This window comes from Chlamydia serpentis, from assembly GCF_900239945.1.
Lineage (GTDB): Bacteria > Chlamydiota > Chlamydiia > Chlamydiales > Chlamydiaceae > Chlamydia > Chlamydia serpentis.
Map to the genome: position 1 here is coordinate 58,689 of NZ_LT993738.1, position 26,073 is coordinate 84,761.

The window sequence follows — 26,073 nt, forward strand, 5'->3', positions numbered from 1 at the left end:
TTATTTCTAAAGTATTTTCCCAAAACTAATAAAATAAGGAGTTTATATGGCAAATCCTACACAATCAAGACCACCGAGTCCCAGCGTGAGTATAGAAGAAATTGAGCTAACAGAAAGCCAGCCACCGAGCTCTAATATTGAGACTCCCTCTGAACCTCCTCCGCCCTATTCGACTGCTGAGGAGGTTTCTCTTTTTATTGAAGGAGGCGATAGAAATAATGAAAGACTTCTAAGATCTTCAGAAGTTTACGACTGTGTGTGTACAGCCAGCGACGAAGATTTTAATTTTGAAGATTCTGAAGTTAAGATTATGTATATTAATAGTAGTCATTTAACACGTTGCGAAGCTGTTACGGAAGCTATGCATATCAGTAGCTTGCGTGGAGAACCTGTTAGGCTAATATATAATGATGGACGGAATGCAAGATCGTGTCCCTTAAGTATTCGGCCTCATTTCCCATCTATTCACGACTATATTCCTGGAGGAATTTTATCTCGGTGGAATGAATTTTTCACCTCTCCTTCAAATCAAAATAGAGAGTATATCGTTTTTTTCTCTGGTAATGGAGGTCTATGTCTTCAAGTAGCATTAGATAATTCTATATACTCGGAACGTATTCTTTGTGTTGGTATTGGAGCTAGTTATTATATTCAAGGGTCTCATCGCGTTCATCACTACCGTGTCATAGGAGATTGGTTATCGCTTCTACATTCTAGGTTAGCTCAACCAGGAAGTATCACGACAATTCCCTATGCAGATTCTGCTGAGGGGATTTTTAACCCTTCAGTACGTTGTCCTTCATATCAGAGCGTCTTGCTTTTTGGAGAACAGTGTTTAATGACGAGTCAGGAACACGGGATCTTAGAGAACCCTATTCCTCCAATCTCTCGATCTCGTGCTCCAGAAATATCTTTATTGATAGATTTAGATTCGAATTCTGGTGCAATGGCTCGGCTTGTTGCATGGATGAATGAAGGAGATTCCTCAGCTGTTCTCGAGTTTAACCCTCAACCAAATAACTGCCGTGATGTTGCGTTAACCGCATTATATGCAACAACAAGGATTTCCAGTTTACTTCAAGAGGTTTTAATCCTTTCAGTGACTTATTCCCCTGATGTTTTCGTATCCTACGCTATTGTCACGGGATACTCTATAATGACCCTACGCTATTTCATATTGTTATTGACAAATCGTCCAGGTTGCCGTAGGCGTTGTCGTGCTGTCAGACTGGGATTTTTAGCACTGCAACCTTTAGGATTTTTATCTGTATTGCTTGATCATATTAATGTAGCGCGTAGGGTTAATCGCCAGCCAGCTATAGTGTCAGGAATATTCTGTGTTGCTACCCTTATAACAGGAAGTGTCGTTTACATAGACATCACACGTATGTTTTTCACACAATTGCGTTCGCGCGTTCAGGCTTTAGTTCTCAGAAGATTAACAGGAAGAGGTCTTCCTTTAGGGAGAATTCGTGTAAATCAGATGAGCACTATAAGATTTGCTGAAAATGCATTATTTACAGCTCACAGTGGATTATTCATACCTTTGACATTAGGTGTTTTTAGCCAAATGCTCATTAACTTTCCAAGGATCGTGATGCGTTCAAATCATAATGTAGTCTATGATTTAAATCAGACCGCGAATGAAGCATGGAACTCAGGAGATATAATGGCTGTAGGACAGACCTTCCACTTTTTGCTATGCATGCTCCTATTGTTTATAAATACCTTTTTCTTTGTGAGTTCAGTGCGAAGACATTTAAATCGTAGGTCGCCTCGCTAAGAAGGTTCAGGAACCTTGCCCTTTAGATTTTCAAAGAGAACAAGAAATTATACTAAGATGATTTTTACACATCGTATTTTTTTAAGTTTTTAATGGCAAACCCCTAAAGGGCTTTCTAAGCATTCATTCCTAATAACTCAGTACTTAAATTCATTTGTAGAACAGAATAACATATCAAATTTAGCGCTGTTGAGATTCCTAATATGGTGAGTATCTATAGAAATTGTGTCGGATATTTTTTAACCAGAATAACATATAAAATATCAAATTATTTTTACTTTGAATTATTTTTCTAATAAATAAAATTATTAGCTTTTTTAAAGGCTTAATTTCTATAATTAAAGAACTTTATTTTATATTTTATAAAGGTGCTTTGTGTCTTCAGAGCGAATAGTAAGTCATTCTCAAATCCCTGCTCAGAGAGAGCAAGAAATCTTAATCAGCAAATCTTCTCAAAAATTTCAACTGTGTAGAGTTTTATCTATAATCGTAGCTGTACTAACTTTTATTGGTGGTGGGGTACTGCTAGGTTTAACAGGAGCCGCTGTTTTACCTTTGCTTCCCTATCTAATTTTGGCTGTTATTTTAACTATTGTCTCTGCCTGTTTGCTAGTAACAGTTCTTTATTCTAAGAGAATAAAAAAAGTAGTTGGAACCGGCGGTGTGGAGTCAAAGCACAAAGAAGTGACCAGGTGGTTTCAAGAAAGAAAGCGTGTAGACATGGAGGATCCTAGTAAATCGGACAAAAATAATGCGCTATCTGCATTTAACAAGAGCCTTCATTTTGTACGTAACAGTCCTACATTAACAGATGTTTATAAGAATTCCCAAGATATTTTCCTATTTAAGAATTGGAGCGGTTCTAATTTTAGTGATGTTGGTCAGAAAGAAGAAAAATTAATACGGGATATCGTCGGCTGCTATTTATTAATGGAGACAACTACCCCAAAGTTGCCACAACTTACAAAAGAACTTACTAATTTATTAAACGATTTTCTATTTTCAACTCTTCCTACTCAATTGAGCCGATCTCTATTCGGGGATGTGACTAAGGAACTAGGGTTGAAAATACTCTCGTTAAATGTAAAAAATCGAGCGACTCATTTTCTTGCTTATACAAAAACTTATGACGGATTTTTCACAGTATTTAGAGCAGGGGCTCAAACAATATTAAAAAAATATTCAGAGCTGCGACGTACTAATGATAAACAATTATTTTTTACTCCAGGACATTCATGCTACTATGCTCGATTAGCCTTTAATGCAACTATTGAACTTTATCACAGTTTGTTTAATATTAAACAGCTTCGTGAAATTTATGCTAATAAGGATAAAGACCCTGCCTGTCAACAACCGGCACTTAACCCTATTTATGATTTACTAATAACAACAGATAACGGTGAGTCTTTTCTTAAAGACCATCAAGTTAGGAAATACGGGGGTAGAAGCTTAGAAGACCACTTTTATGCATAACTCTATTTTTTCTATTAGAGCTTCTCGTTTTTTACTTAGTATTCATGTCCTGGCCTCTACGTTTTCTTTTAAAAAAACAATAACTATTAGAATATCAAATAAGCATAAAATTACTCTTTAGTTTTTCAAGATTAAAGAATTTTTTGATATTTCCTAAGGTTGCATTCTAAATTGTAGAAGTAGCGATAAAGATAATTTTCTTACCGAAGATAAAAAAATTTTGTATTGCAATTCTGAGTTTTCATACAAAACGTCGAATAAAAAATTGGGACTACAAGTAGGTCTAAGATTATAAGAATACTTGCAGCCCTCAGCATGTTTATTTTTTTAATAGCATGAGAGTTTGCTTAACATCTTGCTCTCGTTGAAAAGCTCGTTCTTGACTTGCTTTTTCTTTCTCCCAGCTTAAAATAGATTTTTTAAATTCCAAATCTTTATCTCGAAGTTCTAATTCTCGATTTTTCAATTCTAATTCTCGATTGCGAATTTCAAATTCGCGGTTAAAACAGTCTATAATCTGAGAAATTTGTGAAGACTGAGACATCTTAGAAATATCATTCAACCTTTCAAGCATAGTGTTTAAAAAGTTAAGAACGTATTCTTGAGGGTTATCCTCAGATGCCATACCCTCATCGAAAATAAGATCTTTTTCCTGAACCTGATTGAGATTTTCTTCTTGATTACAAACTGTCTGTAATTCCTTACGAATTTCTTTTCCTTCTTCTATTAAGGTTTCTAGTAATCCATTCAACTCTGCGATTAAATGTTCAGAGTTTTGCTCGTTACTCTCTGGAGAACACACAGTTTCATTACACACGCCTTGTATAGAAATTGAGAAACTACAAAAGGAAAATAAACTATATATAAAAATTTTCTTAATCATAAAAACTCTAAAGGAATTAATTTAATAAAATAGGATTTAAAAGTATTATAGGAATAAAAATTCAAAACACCAAATAAATTTGCAGGAAGGAGAAAATAATTGTTAATTATATTTTTTGATTGCTTAAAACATTTTTATTGAATGTTTTATATAGGATTTAATTAACTTGTTGAGTCTAACGTTGTTTAAATTTTTTAATTTATTAGTATTTTAATATAAATTGCCTTACTTACTTTTAATTCTATAATACGCTTTAATGTGGTCAAGGATTGGCAAGTTGTGTTAAGGGAGAAAACATTATAAAAACCTCTTAATCGATAAATAATCAGGCTTACAAGGTATACCTGCGTCCCTGATCCTGACAAAAGTATGTTGGATATATTAGATAGAATAAGGAGCAAAGGCAAGCTTTTAGCTAGATACTTGTAAAATGAAAAAGATCCCTAGTAGTAATTGAAAAAGTACATTCGGTATTCTTTTTTAGAACTAATGAGGTTGGCATTAACGAGGGAAAGGACTGCACAGAAAGTGTTCCTCGATTATGTGTTTCTCTGTATAGATTTCTTCTATCGAAGAGGAGTACGATATCTAGCTGCCCACAACCGCATTAAATATGCTGGCTTGCAAAGTAGATAAAAAAACCTATACGACAGGTTATAGGGTTCATAACTTTATCGAACAGGTCAGAATAATAAATTGTATAGATCTTCCTAATGATGACTTGTTATCCTTAGGATGCTATAGGAATTTTTTAAAAAATTGCTTTTGGATATCGCTATCGATGATGTTTTTGGAAGACGGTTTGAATGCAAATCTCTAAAAAATCGTGAGATATCCATTAGGTTGTTTTATATCAAGAATCCTCAGTTTGCTTTTCGTTTAATGATATTGTTTTTTATATTGAAGTTTCTTTTATTTTTAAAATAAATATTTTCATTTATTATAATTAATTAATTTAGATATCCTAAGTTGTACTTAATCTAGACTCGAGGAGAAATATGTTTGAAAAAGCTTTTAAAATCACTTGTGGGATATGTGCAGGTATTATGGTCTCTAACTTAATCTTAGGTCTCTTTCTTGGGTTGATCGGTCTGATTGTCTGTTTAGTGCGCAGTTGAAAAATAAAGGTTGCTCAGGTCATATAAGTAATCATGACGAAAGTCTTATAAAAATTTTTAACTATTTTAGAGTGGAGACGAGAAAAACTTGGGGCGGACAGGATTTGAACCTGTGACCTACGGGTTATGAGTCCGCAGCTCTAACCGCTGAGCTACCGCCCCGATTTAAGAAAAAAATGCTAGCACATAATTTTCTAATAATCAAGGGATATCCATTCTTAAACAGAAGGTATTTAGGCATGATGAGATTTTAAGTATTTTACAGCAATTTGCTTCATGCGCATATAGAGAGATTCTCCACCGTTGACTCTACCAAAGGAAAGATAGGGTGTGAGTTGCTGAAAAAAAATGGGTTTGCAAGTCAAAATTATAGAAGGAGTTTCTCCAGAATATACCTCAGTGAATAAAGCGGCGATTCCAGAAGAGATTAAAGCTTCTGTATAAGTAAAAAAAAATAATCTTCCATTTTGATACACTTCATAAAGATATAAATCACTTTGACAGCCAGTAACTAAGTTCTCTTTAATCATATGTTGCTTGTCAAAAGAGCCACTTGAAGAACTGTTCTCCATCAATTTAAGATACAAAGTATCTTTTTGAAAAGGCTCGGGAAAGAGCTTCTTAATAATATTATATTGTTTTTTCAAACATTTAGCATGGTGGAGAGGACAAACGAATTCCAAATTATTCCTCAATAATACTATCAGGTTCGAGTGTTATCTGACGTAAAGTTTCGGATAAAGTCATAATGTATTGATCGGCGACATGAATAATTTCAAGGGGCGACTTTTTATTCAAATCAAGTTGTATAGAGGGGTTCAAATTACAATCTGGTGTAGAAAAACAGTAAGGGAAAGGTTGATGCATTTGAAGCTGTATAGTATCTAAAACGGTAGTTATAGAGTTTTCTTGAGTATTTTGTAATGCCTCTCGAATTGCATTTAACTGCATCCGAATAACCATCTGATGTTTTAATATTTGCGTCTGGTTAATTGCGTTTTGAATATTTTCCATACGTCTTTCGTGAGCCTTCCGATCAATAGCATAAGCAGCCTTGTCTCCTAAACGCATTCCATAGACTGTATTGATACTCAGTTGATTCCCAATAGAAAAGCCTATAACTAGACCCACAGCTTGTGGAAGAGCATAAATTAGTGACGAAATAGAGGCAATAATAGTGGCCAAAAGAATTTGTCGAGTTCCATTAGGATCTAATTTTAAAATTCCATAGTTGATCAAATTCCATAAGCTATTCACATGCTTGTGTTTATTTTCTTTGTCTATACACGTTGCCGTAAAGATTCCAAAAATAACCCCTACCCCTAGGCCAACCCCTAACCAAATTGTTAAAGTCAAAGCAACTGTGTGATGACATACTAAAATTAGTGCCCAAGCTAAAATATAAAGTAATATATATTTCCAGTTGTTTTGTAAAAATAAACCTATCTTTTGAGCAGCTGCTTTTAAACGGAGAGCCCAAGAAAAAGAAGCCTGATTAGGAGAAACCACTTGTAATTGGGTTAATGGAGCTAAATCTGAAAAGGGGGGAGTAGAAGATGTTGGAGATGTTCCCGGGCTATTTGATTCAGTGGAATTTGATGTAGAAGAACGCGGTCTATTACATGGGTTAATGGTGGAGTATGGGAATTGAGCAGAAGGGGTAATTCCTCCAGAAGATGGTGGGATAGACATTGGATAATTAAAAACAAAACAATAAGAAGGACATATTAAAATAAGGACTTTTTGTTTGTAAATAGGGGTTTTTTATTTCTAGAGCTCCTTTAGTTTGTTCAATATTTTATTGGTAGTATTGATAAGGTCTTGTGAAAGGGATTTGACTTTTTCTAAATAACAAATATAATCCTAATGCGTTTATAGAATAGGGGAAATAGAAGGTCACCATTCTATTTTTAGGGCTAAATCTACCTACTTGGCTAGCTAGTCATAAGCCTCGGCCCAAAAGATTTTGTTAAGGATTATTGATCAATGGCGAAAAAAGAAGATACTCTCGTACTTGAAGGTAAAGTAGAGGAGCTCCTTCCAGGAATGCATTTCCGTGTGGTATTAGAAAATGGCATGCCAGTTACCGCTCATTTGTGTGGAAAGATGCGCATGAGCAATATTCGATTACTCGTTGGGGATCGTGTTACTGTTGAAATGTCTGCTTATGACTTAACAAAGGCTAGGGTCGTATACAGGCACCGTTAATTATTTTCTATTGATGTTTTAAAATAAGTGACATAGACTAGGCGGTTTTTTAGGACCAGTAAGCAATGCATAAGTAAGCCCAGATAGCTCAGTGGTAGAGCACTTGCATGGTAAGCAAGCGGTCGTAGGTTCAATTCCTATTCTGGGCAGAAAGAATGGTTGGAGTAATCAATAATTTTTTAAGAGGATTTTGAGATGTCAAAAGAAACTTTTCAACGTACTAAGCCCCATATCAATATCGGGACAATAGGGCACGTTGACCATGGTAAAACTACGCTAACAGCGGCAATTACACGCGCATTATCAGGGGATGGATTGGCGTCTTTTCGTGATTATAGTTCAATTGACAATACTCCTGAAGAAAAGGCCCGAGGAATTACTATTAATGCTTCTCACGTTGAGTATGAAACCCCTAACCGTCACTATGCTCACGTAGATTGCCCAGGCCACGCCGATTATGTTAAAAATATGATTACTGGTGCCGCTCAAATGGATGGTGCTATCTTGGTAGTTTCCGCTACAGATGGTGCTATGCCGCAAACTAAAGAACATATTCTTTTAGCTCGTCAAGTTGGCGTTCCTTATATCGTTGTTTTTCTCAACAAAGTGGATATGATTTCTCAAGAAGATGCAGAACTTATTGATTTAGTTGAAATGGAACTTAGCGAACTTCTTGAAGAAAAAGGTTACAAAGGGTGTCCTATTATCCGTGGCTCTGCTTTAAAAGCTCTTGAAGGAGATCCAAGTTATATTGAGAAAGTTCGTGAACTTATGCAAGCTGTCGACGATAATATTCCTACACCAGAAAGAGAAATTGATAAGCCTTTCTTGATGCCTATTGAAGACGTTTTCTCTATTTCTGGTCGTGGTACAGTAGTTACAGGAAGAATTGAGCGTGGGATTGTTAAAGTTTCTGATAAAGTGCAGCTTGTAGGATTAGGGGAAACTAAAGAAACTATTGTTACTGGCGTTGAGATGTTCAGAAAAGAGCTTCCAGAAGGTCGAGCAGGAGAAAATGTCGGATTATTGCTCAGAGGTATTGGGAAAAATGATGTTGAAAGAGGAATGGTAGTTTGCCAACCTGGTAGTGTTAAACCTCACACTAAATTTAAATCAGCTGTTTATGTTTTGCAAAAAGAAGAGGGTGGCCGTCATAAGCCTTTCTTCAGTGGATACAGGCCTCAGTTCTTCTTCCGCACTACAGATGTGACAGGAGTCGTTACTCTCCCTGAAGGAGTAGAGATGGTGATGCCCGGAGACAATGTAGAGCTGGATGTCGAGCTCATTGGAACAGTTGCTCTTGAGGAAGGGATGAGATTTGCAATCCGTGAAGGTGGTCGTACTATCGGAGCTGGAACAATTTCAAAGATCAATGCTTAGAAAAAGTACATCTCGTGATGATAGAAATAATTATCACGAGTTTTTGGGTGTGTAGCTTAGCTGGTAGAGCAGTGGCCTCCAAAGCCGCCGGTCGGGGGTTCGACTCCCTTCGCACCCGTAGATTTAATTTTAATCTAGAAGTTAGTTTATGAAACAGCAACACAATCGTGAAGCCTTATCTCGCAAGCTAAGTACTGTCAAAAAACAGGCTAAATTTGCAGGAAGCTTTTTAGATGAGATTAAAAAAGTCGAGTGGGTGAGTAAACGTGATCTTAAAAAATACATTAAGATAATTCTTGTAAGTATTTTTGGTTTTGGATTTGCTATCTATTTTATAGATCTGCTGTTGCGTAAATTGCTCATGTGTTTAGATGGTATCACAACCTTTTTGTTCGGTTAATTGCATGTATAAATGGTATGTCGTTCAGGTTTTCACGGCTCAAGAAAAGAAAGTAAAGAAGGCTTTGGAAGATTTTAAAGAGTCTTCTGGAATGACTGATTTTATACATGAAATTATCTTGCCTATTGAAAATGTCATGGAAGTCAAAAAAGGGGAACATAAGGTCGTTGAAAAATACATCTGGCCAGGGTACCTCTTGGTTAAAATGCACTTAACAGATGAATCATGGCTTTATGTTAAAGGTACAGCAGGTGTTGTCGAGTTTCTTGGGGGAGGAGTGCCTGTAGCTCTTTCTGAAGAAGAAGTAAGAAGTATCCTAACAGATATAGAAGAAAAAAAATCTGGGGTTGTTCAAAAACATCAATTTGAGATTGGTTCTAGAGTAAAAATTAATGATGGAGTTTTTGTTAATTTCATTGGTGTCGTTTCCGAAGTTTTCCACGATAAAGGGCGATTAAGCGTTATGGTTTCTATTTTTGGAAGAGAAACTAGAGTAGATGATTTAGAATTTTGGCAAGTAGAAGAGGTAACCCCAGGACAAGAAAGTGAGTAGATAGGTTGAAATCTGTGTATTCTTATTCGCTATCTTCTTATAATTTTAGTTTTTCGTTTCTTACCCTCTGTTTGTAGAGGTGTCTCAATTAAGGTTTAGTATGTCGGTTAAAAAAAAGGTAATCAAAATAATTAAGTTGCAAATTTCTGGGGGCAAAGCCAATCCAGCTCCGCCTATAGGGCCAGCTTTAGGTGCTGCTGGGGTCAATATTATGGGCTTCTGCAAAGAATTTAACGCAGCAACTCAAGATAGGGTTGGAGACTTGCTTCCAGTGGTGATTACTGTTTATACCGATAAAACTTTTACTTTCATAACGAAGCAGCCCCCAGTTTCCTCTCTCATCAAGAAAACATTGAATTTGGAATCAGGGTCTAAAATTCCTAATCGTAATAAAGTAGGAAAGCTTACTCGGGCTCAAGTTGAAGCAATTGCTCAACAAAAAATGAAAGATATGGACATCGTCCTTTTAGAGTCTGCAACACGTATGGTGGAAGGAACTGCCCGTAGTATGGGTATAGACGTAGAATAAATTGTTACTTTTAGAGCTATAGAATTATGACAAAGCATGGCAAACGTATAAGGGGTATTTTAAAGAATTATGATTTTTCAAAATCATATTCTTTGCAAGAAGCTATAGATATTTTAAAACAGTGTCCTCCAGTACGCTTCGATCAAACCGTAGATGTGTCTATCAAATTGGGCATAGATCCTAAAAAGAGCGACCAACAGATCCGGGGAGCGGTTTTCTTGCCTAATGGGACTGGAAAAACCTTAAGGGTTCTGGTTTTTGCTTCAGGAAACAAAGTCAAAGAGGCTCTTGAAGCTGGCGCAGATTTTGTGGGGAGTGATGATCTCGTTGAAAAGATTAAATCTGGGTGGTTAGAGTTTGACGTTGCCGTTGCTACTCCAGATATGATGCGTGAAGTCGGAAAGTTAGGAAAAGTCTTAGGACCTAGAAACTTAATGCCCACACCTAAGACAGGAACAGTAACAACAGATGTTGCTAAGGCTGTCGTTGAATTACGTAAGGGAAAAATTGAATTTAAAGCAGATCGTGCCGGCGTATGTAATGTAGGTGTAGGTAAGCTTTCTTTTGAAAGTATTCAAATAAAAGAAAATATTGAGGCCCTAAGTTCTGCTTTAATTAAAGCAAAGCCTCCAGCAGCTAAGGGGCAATATTTAGTCTCATTTACTATTTCCTCCACTATGGGGCCTGGAATTTCTATAGATACTAGAGAATTAATGGTATCTTAATCTTAAAGAGGGAAAATGAAACAAGAAAAAACATTGCTTCTTCAAGAGGTAGAAGACAAAATTTCTGCATCACAGGGATTTATTTTATTGAGATACCTTGGATTTACAGCGGCTTATTCTCGAGAATTTCGAAATTCACTTTCTGGAGTGTCTGCGGAATTTGAAGTTCTAAAAAAGAGAATCTTTTTTAAAGCCATAGAATCTAAGGGCCTAAAAGTAGATTGTAGTGACGTAGATGGTCATCTCGGTGTGGTCTTTTCCTATGGAGATCCTGTTTCTGCAGCAAAGCAGGTATTAGATTTTAATAAACAACATAAAGATTCTTTAGTTTTTCTTGCAGGAAGAATAGACAATGCGTCTCTTTCGGGTGCTGAGGTAGAAGCTGTCGCCAAACTGCCATCTCTCAAAGAGCTTAGACAGGAAGTTGTTGGTTTGTTTGCTGCACCTATGTCTCAAGTTGTAGGAATTATGAACTCCATTCTTTCTGGAGTCATCTCATGCATAGATCAGAAGGCAGAAAAGAACTAAAGAATTAAAATTAAAACTCTCAAAATAAGTAAGGGTGACAAAAGTGACAACAGAAAGTTTGGAAACTTTAGTAGAGAAGTTAAGTAATTTAACTGTACTAGAACTCTCTCAATTAAAAAAATTATTAGAAGAGAAATGGGATGTTACTGCTTCTGCTCCCGTAGTTGCTGTTGCTGCTGCTGGTGGTGGAGAAGCTCCTACTGCTGCCGAACCTACAGAATTTTCAGTAACTTTAGAAGATGTTCCTGCTGATAAAAAAATTGGCGTCTTAAAAGTAGTTAGAGAAGTAACAGGATTAGCTTTGAAAGAAGCTAAGGAAATGACGGAAGGGTTACCTAAGACCGTCAAAGAAAAAACCTCTAAGAGTGATGCCGAAGATACAGTTAAGAAGTTGCAAGACGCGGGTGCAAAAGCCTCGTTTAAGGGACTGTAATTTGTAGAAAAGAAAAATCAAAATGATTTTTCTTTTCTTTTCTTTTCATGTATAAAAAACCTAATCCTCCCTTTACAAGTATACGTAGGCTTGATTTAGGGAAATTTTGTCGCATCAAAATAGCAGGAGAGCCGCATGTTCAAGTGCCCTGAACGGGTCAGTGTTAAAAAAAAGGAAGATATCCTAGACCTTCCAAATCTTATTGAAATCCAAATTAAGTCTTATAAGCAATTTCTTCAAATTGGAAAATTAGCAGAAGAAAGAGAGAATACTGGTTTAGAAGAGGTTTTCAGGGAAATTTTTCCCATTAAATCTTATAACGAAGCCACTGTTCTTGAATACCTGTCATATAATTTGGGTGTGCCAAAATATTCTCCAGAAGAATGTATCCGTCGAGGAATTACGTATAGCGTTACTTTAAAGGTCCGTTTTCGTTTAACAGATGAAACAGGAATAAAAGAAGAAGAAGTCTATATGGGAACGATTCCTCTTATGACTGACAAAGGGACATTTATTATTAATGGAGCAGAAAGAGTCGTTGTTTCCCAAGTTCATCGTTCTCCAGGAATTAATTTCGAACAAGAAAGACATTCTAAAGGAAATATCTTATTCTCTTTTAGAATAATTCCTTATCGCGGAAGTTGGCTTGAAGCTATTTTTGATATCAATGATTTAATTTATATTCATATTGATAGAAAAAAACGCAGAAGAAAAATTTTAGCAATAACTTTTATCCGTGCCCTTGGATACTCTTCAGATGCTGACATTATTGAGGAATTCTTCAAAATAGAAGAAAATACTCTTAAGAGTGAAAAAGATTTTGCTCTCCTTGTTGGAAGAATTTTAGCAGATAATATCGTTGATGAAGCTTCTTCATTAGTTTATGGAAAAGCTGGAGAAAAATTAAGTACAGCAATGTTAAAACGGATGCTTGATGCTGGAATTTCTTGTGTTAAGATTGCTGTAGATGCTGATGAAAATCATCCTATCATCAAAATGCTAGCCAAAGATCCTACGGACTCATATGAAGCTGCATTAAAAGATTTTTATCGTAGATTACGTCCAGGAGAACCAGCAACTCTAGCCAATGCACGCTCTACAATTATGAGGTTATTCTTTGATCCTAAGCGTTATAACTTAGGACGTGTTGGACGTTATAAGCTTAATCGTAAATTGGGCTTTTCTATGGATGAAGATGCTTTGTCTCAGGTTACCTTAAGAAAAGAAGATGTTATAGGGGCTCTAAAATATCTAATCCGTTTAAAAATGGGTGATGAGAAAGCTTGTATAGATGATATTGACCATCTTGCAAATCGACGTGTCCGTTCAGTTGGTGAACTCATTCAAAACCAATGTCGTTCAGGTTTGGCTAGAATGGAGAAAATTGTTAGAGAACGAATGAATTTATTTGATTTCTCTTCAGATACCTTGACTCCTGGGAAGGTTGTCTCTGCTAAAGGTTTGGCTAGTGTATTGAAAGATTTCTTTGGTCGTTCTCAATTGTCTCAATTTATGGATCAAACTAATCCTGTCGCAGAACTGACTCATAAGCGACGTCTTTCTGCGTTGGGGCCAGGGGGGCTCAATAGAGAGCGAGCAGGATTTGAAGTTCGTGACGTTCATGCAAGTCATTACGGACGCATTTGTCCTATTGAAACTCCCGAAGGTCCAAACATTGGTCTGATTACCTCTCTTTCTTCTTTTGCTAAAATTAATGAATTTGGATTCATTGAAACTCCCTATAGAATTGTAAGAGATGGAATTGTAACAGACGAAATTGAATACATGACGGCTGATGTCGAAGAAGAATGTGTTATCGCACAAGCTTCCGCAAGTTTAGATGAATACAATATGTTTACTGAACCTGTATGTTGGGTACGTTATGCTGGTGAAGCTTTTGAAGCTGATACAAGTACTGTAACGCATATGGATGTTTCACCTAAACAGTTAGTCTCTATTGTTACGGGATTGATCCCTTTTTTAGAGCATGATGATGCTAATCGTGCGCTAATGGGATCTAATATGCAACGTCAGGCTGTTCCGCTACTTAAAACTGAAGCTCCTATTGTTGGTACGGGATTAGAATGTCGTGCTGCTAAAGATTCTGGTGCTATCGTTGTTGCAGAAGAGGATGGTATTGTTGATTTTGTGGATGGTTATAAAGTTGTTATTGCTGCAAAGCATAATCCTACAATTAAGCGTACCTATCATCTCAAAAAGTTTCTTAGATCTAATTCAGGGACTTGCATTAATCAACAGCCTTTATGTGCAGTAGGAGACATTATAACCAAAGGCGATGTTATTGCTGATGGACCGGCAACTGATCGTGGTGAACTTGCTTTGGGTAAAAATATTCTCGTTGCCTTTATGCCCTGGTATGGATACAACTTTGAGGATGCGATTATTATCTCTGAAAAATTGATCAGGGAGGATGCCTATACCTCGATTTATATTGAGGAATTTGAATTAACTGCTCGTGATACAAAACTAGGGAAAGAAGAGATTACACGTGATATTCCTAATGTATCTGATGAAGTATTAGCTAATCTAGGTGAAGACGGTATTATTCGTATAGGTGCTGAAGTTAAACCAGGAGATATTCTTGTTGGTAAAATCACCCCAAAATCAGAAACGGAATTAGCTCCAGAAGAACGTTTATTGCGCGCGATTTTTGGTGAAAAAGCTGCAGATGTTAAAGATGCCTCATTAACAGTTCCTCCAGGTACTGAAGGTGTCGTTATGGATGTAAAAGTCTTTAGTAGAAAAGATAGATTATCAAAGAGTGATGACGAACTTGTAGAGGAAGCTGTTCACCTAAAAGACTTGCAAAAAGGATACAAAAATCAAGTCGCAACGTTAAAGACAGAATATCGTGAAAAGTTAGGGGCACTCTTATTAAATGAAAAAGCGCCTGCAGCAATTATTCATCGTCGTACAGCAGAAATTGTTGTTCATGAAGGTCTGCTCTTTGATCAAGAGACTATAGAACGTATTGAACAAGAAGATCTGGTAGATCTTTTAATGCCTAATTGTGAAATCTATGAAGTATTAAAGGGACTTTTATCGGATTATGAAACCTCCTTACAACGGTTAGAGATTAACTATAAAACTGAAGTCGAACATATTCGTGAGGGAGATGCAGATTTAGATCACGGTGTAATTCGCCAAGTCAAAGTTTATGTTGCTTCTAAAAGAAAGCTCCAAGTCGGGGATAAAATGGCTGGGCGACACGGAAATAAAGGAGTCGTTTCTAAAATTGTTCCTGAAGCCGATATGCCATATCTTTCTAATGGAGAAACTGTACAAATGATCCTGAACCCTCTAGGGGTGCCTTCAAGGATGAATCTTGGACAGGTATTAGAAACTCATTTGGGTTATGCGGCAAAAACTGCAGGGATTTATGTGAAAACTCCTGTATTTGAAGGGTTTCCTGAACAACGCATCTGGGATATGATGATAGAACAAGGACTACCCGACAATGGTAAGTCTTTCCTATATGATGGTAAAACTGGTGAACGTTTTGATAACAAGGTAGTCATAGGCTATATCTATATGTTAAAGCTTAGTCACTTGATTGCTGATAAGATTCACGCGAGATCAATAGGACCATACTCCCTGGTTACACAACAGCCTCTGGGTGGTAAAGCACAGATGGGAGGACAAAGATTTGGAGAAATGGAAGTTTGGGCATTGGAGGCATATGGAGTTGCTCATATGCTACAGGAAATTCTAACAGTGAAGTCTGATGATGTCTCTGGAAGAACAAGGATTTATGAATCTATTGTTAAGGGGGAAAACCTCCTAAGATCAGGAACACCTGAGTCTTTCAATGTGCTAATTAAAGAGATGCAGGGCCTAGGACTTGATGTTCGTCCTATGGTTGTAGACGCTTAAAAAATTACGTTTTGGAGAAAATAATGTTCGGAGAAAATTCTCGAGACATTGGAGTCCTTTCTAAAGAAGGATTGTTTGATAAATTAGAGATCGGCATAGCTTCAGATATTACAATTCGAGATAAATGGTCTTGTGGAGAAATTAAAAAACCAGAAACTATAAATTATCGTACCTTTAAGCCTGAAAAGGGTGGTCTATTTTGTGAGAAAATCTTTGGTCCTACTAAAGATTGGGAATGTTGCTGCGGAAAATATAAGAAAATCAAGCATAAAGGTATTGTCTGCGATCGATGTGGAGTTGAAGTTACACTTTCAAAAGTACGTCGTGAACGTATGGCTCATATCGAATTGGCTGTTCCTATTGTTCATATCTGGTTTTTTAAAACTACTCCATCAAGAATAGGTAATGTTCTTGGAATGACTGCCTCGGATTTGGAGCGAGTCATCTATTACGAAGAATATGTAGTTATTGATCCGGGTAAAACAGACTTAACTAAAAAACAACTTCTTAATGATGCACAGTACCGTGAAGTTATTGAGAAGTGGGGTAAAGATGCCTTTGTAGCTAAGATGGGTGGCGAAGCTATTTATGACTTGCTTAAATCCGAGGATCTCCAAAGTTTACTTAAGGATTTAAAAGAGCGTTTGCGCAAAACAAAGTCTCAGCAGGCTCGAATGAAATTAGCTAAACGCCTTAAAATTATTGAGGGGTTTGTTTCTTCATCGAATCACCCTGAGTGGATGGTATTAAAAAATATTCCAGTAGTTCCACCTGATCTTCGTCCTCTTGTTCCCCTAGATGGTGGACGTTTTGCTACTTCCGATCTAAATGATCTTTATCGTCGTGTAATTAATCGTAACAACCGTCTTAAAGCAATCCTACGTTTAAAAACACCGGAAGTGATTGTGCGGAACGAAAAACGTATGTTACAAGAAGCTGTTGACGCTCTTTTTGATAACGGCCGTCATGGTCATCCTGTTATGGGTGCTGGAAATCGACCACTAAAATCCTTATCAGAAATGCTAAAAGGAAAAAACGGTCGTTTTCGCCAAAATCTTTTAGGGAAACGTGTTGACTATTCTGGACGCTCAGTAATTATTGTTGGCCCTGAATTAAAATTTAATCAATGCGGACTTCCTAAGGAAATGGCTTTAGAGTTATTTGAGCCCTTTATTATTAAAAGGCTCAAAGATCAGGGCAGTGTCTATACTATTCGTTCAGCTAAAAAAATGATCCAACGTGGAGCTCCAGAGGTTTGGGACGTTCTTGAAGAGATTATTAAAGGACATCCAGTACTTCTTAACCGAGCACCTACATTGCATCGCTTAGGAATTCAGGCTTTTGAACCTGTATTAATAGAAGGCAAGGCAATTCGTGTGCATCCCTTGGTTTGTGCAGCGTTTAATGCTGATTTTGACGGAGACCAAATGGCTGTTCATGTTCCTTTGTCTGTAGAAGCACAGTTAGAAGCTAAAGTATTAATGATGGCTCCGGATAATATTTTCCTTCCGTCTTCAGGAAAACCAGTAGCGATTCCTTCTAAAGATATGACCTTGGGATTATATTACCTGATGGCTGATCCTACCTATTTCCCCGAAGAGCATGGAGGAAAAACTAAAATCTTTAAAGATGAGATCGAAGTATTACGTGCTCTGAATAATGGAGGATTTATTGATGATATTTTCGAGTCACGTCGTGATGAAACAGGACGCGGTATCCATATTCATGAAAAAATTAAAGTGCGTATTGACGGACAAATTATTGAAACTACTCCAGGAAGAGTGTTATTTAATAGAATAGTTCCTAAAGAACTTGGTTTCCAAAACTATAGTATGCCAAGTAAACGTATCAGTGAGCTTATTTTGCAATGCTATAAAAAAGTTGGCTTAGAAGCTACTGTACGTTTTTTAGACGATCTTAAGGATCTTGGATTTATTCAAGCTACAAAAGCTGCAATCTCTATGGGACTCAAGGATGTTCGTATTCCTGATATCAAGAGTGAAATCCTTAAAGATGCTTACAATAAGGTTGCTATTGTCAAAAAACAATACGATGACGGAATTATTACAGAAGGGGAACGTCATTCTAAAACAATTAGTATTTGGACTGAAGTTTCAGATCAACTTTCTGATGCTCTTTATATTGAGATTAGTAAACAAACACGTAGTAAGCATAATCCCTTGTTCCTAATGATAGATTCCGGAGCACGAGGTAATAAATCTCAGCTGAAACAGCTAGGAGCTTTACGGGGATTAATGGCAAAACCAAATGGTGCTATTATTGAATCACCAATTACTTCGAATTTTAGAGAAGGATTGACAGTTTTAGAGTATTCTATCTCTTCACATGGTGCTAGAAAAGGTTTAGCTGATACAGCATTGAAAACAGCTGACTCTGGATATTTAACGCGGCGACTTGTAGACGTTGCTCAAGATGTTATTATCACAGAAAAAGACTGTGGTACATTAAATCACATTGAAATTTCGGCAATATGTCAAGGTTCTGAAGAACTTTTACCTCTTAAGGATCGTATTTACGGACGTACTGTAGCTGAGGATGTTTATCAACCAGGTGATAAAAGTCGATTGTTGGCTCAATCCGGAGATGTTCTCAACTCATTACAGGCAGAAGCTATCGATGATGTTGGAATAGAGATGATAAAGATTCGTTCGACATTGACCTGCGAAAGTCCTCGAGGAGTTTGTGCAAAATGTTATGGCCTCAATTTAGCTAATGGTAGATTGATAGGTATGGGTGAAGCTGTTGGTATTATTGCAGCCCAGTCAATTGGAGAGCCTGGAACTCAGCTGACAATGAGAACGTTCCATCTTGGAGGTATTGCTGCAACATCCTCAACTCCTGAGATTATTACAAATAGCGATGGTATCTTAGTCTATATGGATCTTCGTGTGGTCGAAGGACAAGAAGGCCACAATCTCGTATTGAATAAGAAAGGAGCTCTTCATATCGTCCGTGATGAAGGGCGTAACTTACATGAGTATAAAAAATTGCTCTCAACGAAATCTATAGAAAGCTTAGAAGTTTTCCCTGTAGAATTGGGAGTGAAAATTCTCATTGCAGATGGAACACCTGTTTCTCAAGGACAAAGAATAGCTGAAGTTGAACTACATAATATTCCTATTATTTGTGATAAACCAGGATTTGTGAAGTATGAAGACTTAGTAGAAGGAATCTCTACTGAAAAAGTGGTTAATAAAAATACAGAACTTGTTGAGCTGATTGTAAAGCAACATCGAGGGGAGTTACATCCTCAGATTGCCATTTATGATGATGCAGACTTCTCTGAGCTCGTAGGAACTTATGCGATTCCTTCAGGAGCAATTATCTCAGTCGAAGAAGGACAAAGAGTAGATCCAGGTATGCTCTTAGCTAGATTACCTCGTGGAGCTATCAAAACAAAAGATATTACTGGAGGCTTGCCTCGTGTTGCTGAGTTGGTAGAAGCCCGTAAGCCTGAAGATGCTGCTGAGATTGCAAAAATTGATGGTGTTGTTGATTTCAAAGGAATTCAGAAAAATAAACGCATTCTTGTTGTCTGTGATGAAATGACAGGTATGGAAGAAGAACATCTTATTCCATTAACTAAACATTTGATCGTACAACGGGGAGATAGTGTGATTAAAGGGCAACAGCTTACTGATGGTTTGGTTGTTCCTCATGAGATCCTAGAAATTTGTGGAGTTCGTGAACTTCAGAAGTATCTTGTAAATGAGGTCCAAGAAGTGTACCGTTTACAAGGTGTCGATATCAATGATAAGCATATTGAAATTATTGTTCGTCAGATGCTCCAAAAAGTACGTATTACTGACCCAGGTGATACTACACTTCTCTTTGGCGAAGATGTGAATAAGAAGGAGTTTTATGAAGAAAATCGTCGCACTGAAGAAGATGGTGGTAAGCCAGCTCAAGCTGTTCCTGTTTTATTAGGAATTACCAAAGCTTCTTTAGGTACGGAGTCATTCATATCAGCAGCTTCTTTCCAAGATACTACTCGTGTATTGACGGATGCAGCTTGTTGTAGTAAGACCGACTATCTCTTAGGATTTAAAGAAAATGTTATTATGGGTCATATGATCCCAGGAGGTACAGGTTTTGAAACTCATAAACGTATTAAGCAATACCTGGAAAAAGAACAAGAAGACCTGGTTTTCGATTTTGTTAGCGAAGCAGAGTGTGCTTGTTAATTAGGTAATAGAAAGTTTTGACAAGGAGGTTATGTCCATAACCTCCTTGATAGGAATATTTTTTTTTGTTAACGTTACCTAGAGATCAACAGTGATGCCCCAAGGTGCCTATGTCTAATCAATTTGATCAACTAAAGAAGTTGAGTACTATCGTTTGTGATAGTGGAGACCCTGAGCTAGTCAAAGCCGGAGGATCTCAAGACGCTACGACAAACCCTTCTTTGATCTTAAAAGTGGCCCAAGAGCCAAAGTTCCAAGAACTTTTAAATGAGGCTGTAGTTTGGGGAATTCGTCAGAATGGCGATGACATTCAGACCTTGTCTTTTATTTTGGACAAAATTCAAACTAACTTTGCTTTAGAAATTATTAAAAATATTCCAGGGAGAATTTCTCTTGAGATTGATGCGAGGCTTTCCTTTAATGTTGAAGCTATGGTGCAACGAGCTGTGTTTCTTTCTGAGCTGTTCGAAGCTGTAGGAGGAGATAAAAAACGTTTACTAGTGAAAATTCCTGGAACCTGGGAAGGCATTCAAGCCGTTGAATTTTTAGAGTCAAAAGGAATCGCCTGCAATGTAACTTTGATTTTTAATTTGGTTCAAGCAATTGCAGCTGCTAAGGCTAAGGCAACTCTGATCTCTCCTTTTGTTGGCCGTATTTATGATTGGTGGATTGCTGCCTATGGTGACGAAGGGTATTCTATAGATGCTGACCCAGGTGTTGCTTCGGTGTCAAATATTTATGCATACTATAAAAAGTTTAATATTCCTACGCAAATTATGGCTGCTTCTTTTCGTACAAAAGAACAGGTATTAGCATTAGCTGGTTGTGATCTCTTAACGATATCGCCCAAGCTATTAGATGAACTCAAAAAATCCCAGGACCCAGTAAAAAAACAGCTAGATCCTGTCGAAGCTAAAAAGTTAGATGTACAGCCTATAGAACTTACGGAAAGTGTTTTTCGCTTTTTAATGAATGAGGATGCTATGGCAACAGAAAAACTTGCTGAAGGAATTCGGATATTTGCAGGAGATACTCAAATTCTTGAGACTGCAATTACAGAATTTATGAAGCAAATTGCTGCAGAAGGTGCGTAATTGCTTAATAAAGTAAGCCGATTTAGGATAGCACCTTAAAGGGCAAATGAAAAATAAGATGGACTATAAATCGCAATTAGCATTTTCATGCCCTTGTTGTCACAAAGGCAATGTTTGTTTCTCGGTCTTTAACTTGGATACTACTTTAACCTGTAGTGTGTGTGCTTCTACCTATGCATTTGATTCCGTCATGCGTAATGATATTCGTCAATTTGTAGCTTTATGCAAAAGAATCCATGATGCTAACTCTATACTCGGAAGCGCTACTGTATCAGTATCAGTAGAAGATAACCAAATGGATATTCCTTTTCAATTGCTGTTTTCACGTTTTCCTGTTGTATTAAATCTATCTTTAGAGGGAAGAAAGATAATAATTAGATTTCTTTTTGATGCTTTAAATAAAACTATTCTACATCAAGAAAGCGATCTTGTTTCTTAAATCCTTATTTTCCTTTTTTTTCATTTTGTAGGGCCTTTAAAGCCTTTTCAAGGATAGCATCTCCTGAGACAGCCTCTTTGCCACCATTAATTTGGAATGAGGAGACTACTTTTAAAAAGATAAATGAAAGTTCAGCATAGTCATCTAAAGTTGCTGTGCTTGTAAAAATGTAAGCTGTATGGTTGATCACAGCTGTAGCTTGTAAGCAAAATACTCGTCCCCAAGAAGAATTTTTTTCTGTTTTAATGATACTAAATTTTCCATTAGGAGAGTCGATTTGGGTGAATATTTCAGATTCTAAAGTCATCTCATTAGCTTTATGGTAGGCTAGTACCTCTTCTATGTATTCTTGAGAAGACTTTCCTGTGATTTCTTGTGCAATATTAATTGTAGGAGTGAGATTCCCTTTACCTTTCCCTATAAAGAGCACATCTAATTTTTCTGGAAGTTGTGTTTTGTCATCAATACATTGCCAGAAGGAAGGAATATTAACGCTGTAGTTTTCTCCTAAATAAGGAACCCATTGCATAGGAGCATATGAGGGTTTTTTTTCAAATTGTCCTGTTTTTTGGCGTGCAGCTGTTCTTGTTTTATAACGAGATATACTTGCACGAGTTGCTGCTGAAGATCTGCTCCTATAAGTTCTTGTCCCTTTAGTTTTCTTTAATGAAGAGCGTTGTTTTGAGTGAGATTTAGGAGTTTGCGTTCTTATTGGAGCTGCACAAATAGAAAACTGAACTAGAATAAAGGTAAGAAGAATAAGAAATCTCATAAAAATCATATAATTAATTTTACATAAAATGGGAAATCGCAAGCATGCACCCCAGTTTTTCTTTCTTATACAAGATTGTATCGTTTTCAGAGAAATATTCCTAATAGGGATCTTTAATCATTCAGGATATCTGTGAAGGATTTAAACAAAGGTATAACCAGAGTTATTTTCTAATCTCCTAGACTAGGGCATCTTATACGTGTTCTTTTTTCAACTATATAGCAACAAAGAGCTCTTTACTTTCAAAGATCAAAAAGGTTGTGTTCTAAAATGTCTCTCTGACCTGTTCCTTAATTTGTGGATAAGTTGAATTAAATGGGAGAATGACATAAACTCCTGGATTAGTGAAATCAGAATAATATCTTTTTAGTTAAATTTCTTTTTTAAAAGAATAAGCGGTAAAATGTTATGCCGAATCTTAGTGCTAGTGATAAGCTTAAGCAAATCTGTGATGCTTTGCGTTTAGAGACTTTAAAACCTGCAGAAGAAGAGGCTGCGGCGTTATTACATAATGCTAAAGAACAAGCTAAAAGAATTATACAAGACGCTCAAGAGGAATCTAAGAGAATTCTTGAGACTGCCGAAGAGAAAGCTCATCAAAAGCTAAAACAAGGCGAAGTTGCTTTAAATCAAGCAGGGAAACGCTCTTTAGAAGCGCTGAAACAAGCTGTAGAGAATAAAATCTTTAAAGAGTCTTTAGTGGAATGGTTAGAGCACGTGACTTCAGATCCTGATGTTGCTGCGAAATTAATACAAGCTTTAATTCATGCTCTAGAAAGTCAAGGGGTTGCAGGAAATCTCATGGCTTATATAGGAAAACATGTGAGCCCTCGAGCTGTTAATGAACTTCTTGGTAAGGCTGTAACAGCAAAGTTGCGTAAAAAAAGTGTAGTTGTTGGGAACTTTATTGGTGGCGTTCAGTTAAAAGTTGAAGAGAAGAATTGGGTTCTTGATCTTAGTTCTTCTGCTCTTGTAGAGATTTTCACGCGTTATTTACAGAAAGATTTTCGCGAAATGATTTTTCAAGCGCCATGACTTTATTAAAGTCATGTAAAGATCTTCTCAAAGTTTAAAATTGTCGTCATGACTCAATATTATTTTTTATCTTCATTTTTGCCTCCGCAGTTATCAGAATCCCCACCAGTATTCTCCATTTCAGATTTAGATGACTTGCTTTATTTAAACCTTTCAGAACAAGATTTATGTCATTATACTCTTCTTAAACGTTTCTTTGACTTTGAAAACTTCGCTTTTTTTTGGTCTGGTAAGTCTCTTCCCTTCTCGTTTGGAGAGGTAACTCAGGAAAACGTAGAGTGGATGCTTTCTTTTGAGCAGTGGTCTGATGACAGTGATTTTGAAGATTTTTTTAAAGATTTTCTAATGATTTATAAAACCCCAGAAGATCGTTTAAACCATTTTTCAGACCTATTTAGGGAATTTCTTTCGTACCACCAAACGAATTCTTCAAAGTTTCTCCAAGACTATTTTACATTCCAACAACAGCTGCGTGTTGTATTAGCAGGGTTTCGAGCTAGAGTTTTGCATATGGATGTTTCTTATATACTAAGAAATGAAGATAGTTCCGATCCTGTTGTTCTTAAGGTGCTAATGCAAAAAGATTCACCAAACTATGAGCTCCCCCAAGAGTTTTCTGATTTACAGGTAGTTTTGGACGATTATGGACGCTTACCTCACACACTTAATCGTGCACTTTCTTTATATCAGTTTCATAAACTAGAGGGGTTTTATTGTGACTCCTATTTTGATGGGAATGTAATTTTAGCAAGATCTGCTGCGTATATGTTTGCTATTCGTAATAGCCTCGCAAATATTGAAAAAGGAAGAGAAATGATTAATCAGTTAGAAAAGGCAATTAAATGGTAATGATTTCAGAACAAACAGCCCAAGGACATGTTATAGAGGCTTACGGGAATTTGTTGCGTGTACGTTTTGATGGATATGTTAGACAAGGTGAAGTTGCCTATGTTCATGTGGATGATACCTGGTTAAAAGCCGAAGTTATCGAAGTTGCTGATCAAGAAGTTAAGATTCAGGTCTTTGAAGATACTCAAGGCGTTTGTAGAGGAGCCCTTGTTACTTTTTCAGGACATCTACTAGAAGCAGAGTTAGGGCCTGGTTTGCTTCAGGGAATTTTTGATGGGCTTCAGAATCGTTTGGAGGTTGTTGCTAAGGATAGCTCCTTCTTGCAAAGAGGCAAGTATGTTAATGCAATTTCTGAGGAGCTATTATGGAACTATTATCCTGTAGCCACTGTTGGAGATACTTTAAGACGTGGAGACATATTAGGAACAGTCCCTGAAGGGCGATTTACTCATAAGATTATGGTTCCCTTTTCTTGCTTTCAAGAAGTTACCTTGACTTGGGTAATTTCTGAAGGCACGTATAATGCTCATACTGTCGTAGCAAAAGCTCGAGATGCTTCTGGTAAAGAATACTCCTTCACTATGGTCCAAAGATGGCCAATTAAACAAGCTTTTATCGAAGGAGAAAAAATTCCTGCACATAAAATCATGGACGTGGGTTTACGTATCCTAGATACCCAAATTCCAATATTGAAAGGGGGAACTTTTTGTACACCAGGACCTTTCGGAGCAGGAAAAACAGTTTTACAACACCATTTATCTAAGTATGCTGCTGTAGATATTGTTATTTTGTGTGCATGTGGAGAACGTGCTGGTGAAGTTGTTGAAGTATTGCAAGAGTTTCCTCATCTCATAGATCCGCACACAGGGGGATCTTTGATGCATAGAACATGTATTATTTGTAATACATCATCAATGCCTGTAGCTGCCCGAGAATCTTCCATTTATTTGGGTGTGACGATTGCAGAATACTATCGTCAGATGGGATTAGATATTTTGCTTTTAGCAGACTCTACATCTCGATGGGCACAGGCTCTTAGAGAGATTTCAGGACGTCTTGAAGAAATTCCCGGAGAAGAAGCTTTTCCTGCATATCTATCTTCTAGAATAGCTGCTTTTTATGAGCGTGGAGGTGCTATGAGAATGAAAGACGATTCTGAAGGATCTTTAACTATATGTGGAGCTGTCTCTCCAGCAGGAGGGAATTTTGAAGAGCCGGTAACTCAATCTACGTTAGCTGTGGTTGGAGCATTCTGTGGACTTTCAAAGGCACGAGCTGATGCTCGTAGATACCCTTCAATAGATCCCTTGATTTCTTGGTCAAAATATTTGAATCAAGTAGGACAAATTTTAGAAAAGAAGATTGCTGGTTGGGGTGATTCTGTAAAAAAGGCAGCACATTTTTTAGAGAAAGGTTCAGAAATCGGTAAACGCATGGAAGTTGTAGGTGAAGAAGGAATTTCTATGGAAGATATAGAGATTTACTTAAAGTCTGAGCTTTATGATTTTTGTTACCTTCAACAGAACGCGTTTGATCCTGTAGATTGTTACTGCCCTTTTGAAAGGCAGATAGAGCTATTTTCATTAATCAGTCGTATTTTTGAGGCTAAATTTATTTTCGACGGGCCTGATGATGCGAGAAGCTTTTTCCTTGAGTTGCAAAGTAAGATAAAGACATTAAATGGACTAAAATTCCTTTCAGAAGAATACGAAGAAAGTAAAGAGGTCATCATTAGGCTATTGGAAAAAACCATAGTACAAATGGCGTAAAGG

At 36.9% G+C, this 26,073-nt stretch carries 21 protein-coding genes and 3 tRNA genes; 19 read left to right on the top strand and 5 right to left on the bottom strand.

What is annotated here, in order from left to right:
• The first annotated feature begins 46 nt into the window (after positions 1-46).
• Complete coding sequence (locus C834KP_RS00220; protein ID WP_108896226.1) at positions 47-1,783, top strand: DUF687 family protein; 1,737 nt, start codon at positions 47-49, stop codon at positions 1,781-1,783.
• Positions 1,784-2,158: 375 nt separating this feature from the next.
• Entirely contained in the window at positions 2,159-3,256 is a 1,098-nt protein-coding gene (locus C834KP_RS00225) for a hypothetical protein (RefSeq protein ID WP_108896227.1), read from the top strand.
• Between the two features lie 319 nt (positions 3,257-3,575).
• Here the strand turns inward: C834KP_RS00225 and C834KP_RS00230 are convergent, their stop codons facing one another.
• The 4 genes from C834KP_RS00230 to C834KP_RS00245 form a co-directional block, all read right to left on the bottom strand.
• Positions 3,576-4,139, bottom strand: coding sequence for a hypothetical protein (locus C834KP_RS00230; protein WP_108896228.1), 564 nt, complete (start codon positions 4,137-4,139; stop codon positions 3,576-3,578).
• A gap of 1,207 nt (positions 4,140-5,346) precedes the next feature.
• Positions 5,347-5,419: transfer RNA gene (locus C834KP_RS00235), tRNA-Ile, on the bottom strand.
• 71 nt (positions 5,420-5,490) lie between these two features.
• The gene (locus C834KP_RS00240) at positions 5,491-5,940 is read right to left on the bottom strand and encodes a SufE family protein (protein ID WP_108896229.1); all 450 of its coding nucleotides are present in this window, start codon (positions 5,938-5,940) and stop codon (positions 5,491-5,493) included.
• 1 nt (position 5,941) lies between these two features.
• The gene (locus C834KP_RS00245; protein ID WP_108896230.1) at positions 5,942-6,949 is read right to left on the bottom strand and encodes a hypothetical protein; all 1,008 of its coding nucleotides are present in this window, start codon (positions 6,947-6,949) and stop codon (positions 5,942-5,944) included.
• Between the two features lie 294 nt (positions 6,950-7,243).
• Here C834KP_RS00245 and infA point away from each other — a divergent pair, with 294 nt between their 5' ends.
• From infA to C834KP_RS00315, 14 genes are all read left to right on the top strand, one after another.
• Positions 7,244-7,465 carry a translation initiation factor IF-1 gene (infA, locus tag C834KP_RS00250; protein ID WP_100934032.1) on the top strand — a complete coding sequence of 74 codons (222 nt, stop codon included), beginning with the start codon at positions 7,244-7,246 and terminating at the stop codon, positions 7,463-7,465.
• A gap of 77 nt (positions 7,466-7,542) precedes the next feature.
• Positions 7,543-7,614 (top strand) — tRNA-Thr (locus tag C834KP_RS00255).
• Between the two features lie 46 nt (positions 7,615-7,660).
• Complete coding sequence (tuf, locus tag C834KP_RS00260) at positions 7,661-8,845, top strand: elongation factor Tu (RefSeq protein WP_108896231.1); 1,185 nt, start codon at positions 7,661-7,663, stop codon at positions 8,843-8,845.
• Between the two features lie 45 nt (positions 8,846-8,890).
• A tRNA-Trp gene (locus C834KP_RS00265) sits at positions 8,891-8,963 on the top strand.
• A gap of 30 nt (positions 8,964-8,993) precedes the next feature.
• Positions 8,994-9,245 carry a preprotein translocase subunit SecE gene (gene secE / locus C834KP_RS00270; RefSeq protein WP_108896232.1) on the top strand — a complete coding sequence of 84 codons (252 nt, stop codon included), beginning with the start codon at positions 8,994-8,996 and terminating at the stop codon, positions 9,243-9,245.
• Positions 9,246-9,249: 4 nt separating this feature from the next.
• Positions 9,250-9,798: a transcription termination/antitermination protein NusG gene (gene nusG / locus C834KP_RS00275; protein ID WP_108896233.1), complete on the top strand. Its 549-nt coding sequence runs from the start codon at positions 9,250-9,252 to the stop codon at positions 9,796-9,798.
• Positions 9,799-9,898: 100 nt separating this feature from the next.
• Entirely contained in the window at positions 9,899-10,327 is a 429-nt protein-coding gene (rplK, locus tag C834KP_RS00280) for a 50S ribosomal protein L11 (RefSeq protein ID WP_108896234.1), read from the top strand.
• Between the two features lie 26 nt (positions 10,328-10,353).
• Positions 10,354-11,052 carry a 50S ribosomal protein L1 gene (gene rplA / locus C834KP_RS00285; RefSeq protein WP_108896235.1) on the top strand — a complete coding sequence of 233 codons (699 nt, stop codon included), beginning with the start codon at positions 10,354-10,356 and terminating at the stop codon, positions 11,050-11,052.
• 15 nt (positions 11,053-11,067) lie between these two features.
• Complete coding sequence (gene rplJ, locus C834KP_RS00290; protein WP_108896236.1) at positions 11,068-11,580, top strand: 50S ribosomal protein L10; 513 nt, start codon at positions 11,068-11,070, stop codon at positions 11,578-11,580.
• Positions 11,581-11,623: 43 nt separating this feature from the next.
• Entirely contained in the window at positions 11,624-12,013 is a 390-nt protein-coding gene (gene rplL / locus C834KP_RS00295; protein WP_108896237.1) for a 50S ribosomal protein L7/L12, read from the top strand.
• A 135-nt stretch (positions 12,014-12,148) separates the two neighbouring features.
• A complete protein-coding gene (gene rpoB, locus C834KP_RS00300; RefSeq protein ID WP_108896238.1) occupies positions 12,149-15,907 on the top strand; it encodes a DNA-directed RNA polymerase subunit beta in 3,759 nt (1,252 codons plus the stop codon).
• 23 nt (positions 15,908-15,930) lie between these two features.
• Positions 15,931-20,112: a DNA-directed RNA polymerase subunit beta' gene (gene rpoC / locus C834KP_RS00305; RefSeq protein ID WP_108896239.1), complete on the top strand. Its 4,182-nt coding sequence runs from the start codon at positions 15,931-15,933 to the stop codon at positions 20,110-20,112.
• A gap of 110 nt (positions 20,113-20,222) precedes the next feature.
• Complete coding sequence (gene tal, locus C834KP_RS00310) at positions 20,223-21,206, top strand: transaldolase (protein ID WP_108896240.1); 984 nt, start codon at positions 20,223-20,225, stop codon at positions 21,204-21,206.
• A gap of 58 nt (positions 21,207-21,264) precedes the next feature.
• A complete protein-coding gene (locus tag C834KP_RS00315; protein WP_174165549.1) occupies positions 21,265-21,645 on the top strand; it encodes a ferredoxin in 381 nt (126 codons plus the stop codon).
• A 4-nt stretch (positions 21,646-21,649) separates the two neighbouring features.
• On the opposite strand, the gene C834KP_RS00320 is transcribed toward C834KP_RS00315, so the two are convergent.
• Positions 21,650-22,417: a hypothetical protein gene (locus C834KP_RS00320; protein ID WP_108897106.1), complete on the bottom strand. Its 768-nt coding sequence runs from the start codon at positions 22,415-22,417 to the stop codon at positions 21,650-21,652.
• Between the two features lie 408 nt (positions 22,418-22,825).
• Here C834KP_RS00320 and C834KP_RS00325 point away from each other — a divergent pair, with 408 nt between their 5' ends.
• Genes C834KP_RS00325 through C834KP_RS00335 form a run of 3 tightly spaced genes read left to right on the top strand, consistent with a single transcriptional unit; the run spans position 22,826 to position 26,070 of the window.
• Positions 22,826-23,452, top strand: a complete 627-nt coding sequence (locus C834KP_RS00325; protein ID WP_108896242.1) for a V-type ATP synthase subunit E — start codon at positions 22,826-22,828, stop codon at positions 23,450-23,452.
• 48 nt (positions 23,453-23,500) lie between these two features.
• Positions 23,501-24,301, top strand: a complete 801-nt coding sequence (locus tag C834KP_RS00330; protein ID WP_108896243.1) for a DUF2764 family protein — start codon at positions 23,501-23,503, stop codon at positions 24,299-24,301.
• Complete coding sequence (locus C834KP_RS00335) at positions 24,295-26,070, top strand: V-type ATP synthase subunit A (protein ID WP_108896244.1); 1,776 nt, start codon at positions 24,295-24,297, stop codon at positions 26,068-26,070. The genes C834KP_RS00330 and C834KP_RS00335 overlap by 7 nt, the downstream gene beginning before the upstream one ends.
• The last annotated feature ends 3 nt before the right edge of the window (positions 26,071-26,073 follow it).